The sequence below is a fragment of the Luteimonas mephitis DSM 12574 genome (genome assembly GCF_000422305.1).
GTDB lineage: Bacteria > Pseudomonadota > Gammaproteobacteria > Xanthomonadales > Xanthomonadaceae > Luteimonas > Luteimonas mephitis.
Genome location: NZ_AULN01000003.1, coordinates 1 through 2,967, shown reverse-complemented (window position 1 = coordinate 2,967; position 2,967 = coordinate 1). Strand labels below are relative to the sequence as shown.

Below are 2,967 nucleotides of genomic sequence, written 5' to 3'. Positions count from 1 at the left end.
TGAACTCTCGGGTAAAGGTCCGCTTTGCCATTTGCCACCTCCGGTTTCATCATCACACCTAAACCAGGTGTCTGTGAAACCGGCAGCAGTCCAGTCAGCGGCGCGAACCACACGGCCTTGGTGCTTACCCGAGCGGCCTAACACCTGAGTTAAGCCGACTTGCGTAGCGGAGCCGACAACATGGCAAGTTTAACCTGCCATGTTGTTGGTGGAGCGAAGCAAGTTCGGCTTGAACGAATTGTTAGGCCCCGGCCGGCCAACCTTGACCTGGCCCTCTAGTGAAAGACCGCGAAGGGTTGCTGTCTTATGCGGGCGAGAAAATAGGATGCGCGCATCCCGGAACTCGCCGCCATCAATGAGTCTGGCGATGCCAAGTGCGACCGCATCTTTCTGTCCGGGAGTGCGATAGACCAACTCTTTGTGAATGTACTGCACCGGAAAGATAACGCCGCCTCCAGTGGGGACGTACTCAAGTAGTAGCAGCGCAACCTCTTGGCCAGCGCCAATCTCAGCGACGAGATCGGACGTGAGCGGCGGAAGCTCGTGAAAGTACTCGCTGTCTGGAGTTGCCATAGTGCTTCCTACGGGGCCTAACGCCTGAGTTAAGCCGACTTGCGTAGTGAAGGCAAAGGTATGGCAAGCTTTTTCTGCCATACCTTTGCCGTAACGAAGCAAGTTCGGCTTGAACGAATTGTTAGCGCCCATGCTACGTCTGCTTGCAGCGACGCCAGCCAGCCAGGAAAGAGAACAGGGCGTCCGGTTCTCTTTGTGCGTCACCCAGGATCTGTACGGAACCATAGGCTTGTGGCAGGACGGCGCCAATACTATCGAACTGTACTACGTAGCTGCGACTATTTGCGTTAGGTTGTGTGCCAAGAACAACAATATTAAGTGGCCCGCCGATGGACACTGGGGGTCCCGACATGTGGGGCATGCTGCCGGAATAATGAGTGAGATCGATTTTGTAGGAGGAGCGACTGTCTTTGTAAGTTATGAATTCAGTGTCGACCGGAGTATCCCGAGCGAGTTGTGCGTCATCAGGAACCGTGGCGCAGATTTTGAACAGCTTGCTTATCGTAACGTCACGTGTCACTGGCGCGTTATGAGAACAACCAGCAATTGACATGGCTAGCGACAGCAAGATGATCAGCGCTATCAATTGCCGGAAGAAATGATTCATGGGCGCTAACGCTCAAGTTAAGCCGAATTGCAGCGCGTAGCTGGCGACATGGCAAGCTCTTTCTGCCATGTTGACGGCGTAGCGATGCAATTTCGGCTTGAACGCATTGTTAGGCCGCCGAGCCAGCTACACCGAAGCCCGCGACCACCATAGCGACTGCCTGCTCCACGGTCTGAGCATAGAGCCGCTCACTAGAACCGGAGTTCTCCACTAAAAACGGCGCATTGCCGGTGGACGACTCGAGTTGAATCTCTAAGTTGCTCTGGGCGTTTCGGAAGAACCAGATGCCATCGTCGTCAGCCCCGGGATGCAACACGCTGAGTTGCGCAGCGGTGATCGCTGGGTAGGAGACCTGCAATTCTCGGATGATTGCGTCAATGTCGCGCATGCTTGCCTCTGCGGCCTAACGCTTGAGTTAACCCGACCCGCTGCCACGACGATCGTGAGCTTGCGTCGGAACAGCTTGCAACACGGTTGAATGAAGCAACGAAGCGGGTTCGGGTTGAACGAATTGTTAGGCGCGATCATCCCGCGGAAATGACGGCCCGGCAAGGCCGCTTGAACCGAAGCCTGGACAGCCCGGGCGCACCCCGCGAACTGTCAGCAACGAACTCTCCGAAGCCGCACCCGCTGGGCCGGCAATGTCTCCGCGTCCACGCGCCGCACGCGGCAACCGAAGCCGGAGTACGAAACGTTGAAATGCTGGAGTGCGCGGCCCGTGACGTGACCGAAACCGGACGTCCGAAGCCAGCGACAACTGGGGTCGAATGGCCACCTGATGCCACCGAAGCCGTGAACCGCCTTAGCTCTAGCTTTGACGCGCCTAACGCCTGAATTAAGCCGACGCCACTTGTGGCGTTCGGCTTGAATGATTTGTTAGGCCGCGTCCCGGTAAAGAGGTTCACGGAACATTCCGACGATCATAATCAGCACCGATCCAAAGACGGCACACCAAGGGATCCAAGTAGGCGTCAATGGATGAGCCGCATTGAGATGTACCAAGCCTAGCGAAACCAAAAAAAGGCCAGCGCCGATGCCGCCGAGACGACTACTGGGCGGGCCAAACACGCCATAACGAGGACACAGAAACCAATTGTTGAAGATGGAGGGAAACACATAGAGCGCGACCGCGTAAAGCGCTCCAAAGATTAAGCAGAACCAACCGATCTCTTGCTGAGTCATGAGCGGCCTAACGCCTGAGTTAAGCCGACTTGCGTAGTGGAGCCAAACACATGGCAAGCTTTTTCTGCCATATGTTTGGTGTAACGAAGCAAGTTCGGCTTGAACGAATTGTTAGGGGCGGCACCACTACGGCTCAGTCTGTTGGTGTTTGCTGATGCAAAGCGAGTTGCCAGTCACCGGAAGAATGGACGTAAGTAGAAGAACACTGTGCCGAGTAAGCAGTGCCGGAGCCGCCGCGGTCAGCTTGGACAGAATAGACGAGAACTGCAGTGGACTGAGCCGGCATCGCGAATTTCTTGTTTGTGAATGAGACATTCTTCCAGCGAGCACCAGATTGAAGCGATTCCAAGGTGGCTTTGCGGTCAAGCACTCCAGCAGGTTCAGGGAAAACCATGAGCGCATTACGGCCCAAGCGTTGGTCGTAAAAGTCCGCGCCACTAGTCCAGAACTGCTCCTCTAGCTGCCAAAAATCTTGCTCTTTCATCACGACCTCCAATTTGTGTCTGCCGCGCCTAACGCCTGAATTAAGCCGACCCGCGAAGCGGGTTCGGCTTGAATGAATTGTTAGGCCCGCTAGCCTTGCTTGCTAAGCACGGCGTCTGTCA

Annotated in this window: 5 protein-coding genes; all 5 read right to left on the bottom strand. The window is 55.6% G+C overall.

Features of this window, described 5'->3' with window-relative positions; all coding sequences use genetic code 11:
- Positions 1-189: 189 nt before the first annotated feature.
- Positions 190-705 (bottom strand): hypothetical protein, encoded by a 516-nt coding sequence (locus tag H570_RS18695; RefSeq protein ID WP_156899769.1) that lies wholly within the window; start codon positions 703-705, stop codon positions 190-192.
- Position 706: 1 nt separating this feature from the next.
- Positions 707-1,180, bottom strand: coding sequence for a hypothetical protein (locus H570_RS18690; RefSeq protein WP_156899768.1), 474 nt, complete (start codon positions 1,178-1,180; stop codon positions 707-709).
- 109 nt (positions 1,181-1,289) lie between these two features.
- A complete protein-coding gene (locus tag H570_RS0100090; protein ID WP_027078985.1) occupies positions 1,290-1,568 on the bottom strand; it encodes a hypothetical protein in 279 nt (92 codons plus the stop codon).
- Between the two features lie 488 nt (positions 1,569-2,056).
- Positions 2,057-2,362, bottom strand: coding sequence for a hypothetical protein (locus H570_RS18685; protein WP_156899767.1), 306 nt, complete (start codon positions 2,360-2,362; stop codon positions 2,057-2,059).
- Between the two features lie 133 nt (positions 2,363-2,495).
- Complete coding sequence (locus tag H570_RS18405; RefSeq protein WP_156899766.1) at positions 2,496-2,846, bottom strand: nuclear transport factor 2 family protein; 351 nt, start codon at positions 2,844-2,846, stop codon at positions 2,496-2,498.
- Positions 2,847-2,967: the final 121 nt, after the last annotated feature.

Excerpts from the sequence above, each read along its gene's own strand:
- H570_RS18690 (WP_156899768.1), bottom strand. The coding sequence starts at position 1,180 with ATGAATCATTTCTTCCGGCAATTGATAGCGCTGATCATCTTGCTGTCG.
- H570_RS18405 (WP_156899766.1), bottom strand. The coding sequence starts at position 2,846 with ATGAAAGAGCAAGATTTTTGGCAGCTAGAGGAGCAGTTCTGGACTAGT.
- H570_RS18685 (WP_156899767.1), bottom strand. The coding sequence starts at position 2,362 with ATGACTCAGCAAGAGATCGGTTGGTTCTGCTTAATCTTTGGAGCGCTT.
- H570_RS18695 (WP_156899769.1), bottom strand. The coding sequence starts at position 705 with ATGGGCGCTAACAATTCGTTCAAGCCGAACTTGCTTCGTTACGGCAAA.
- H570_RS0100090 (WP_027078985.1), bottom strand. The coding sequence starts at position 1,568 with ATGCGCGACATTGACGCAATCATCCGAGAATTGCAGGTCTCCTACCCA.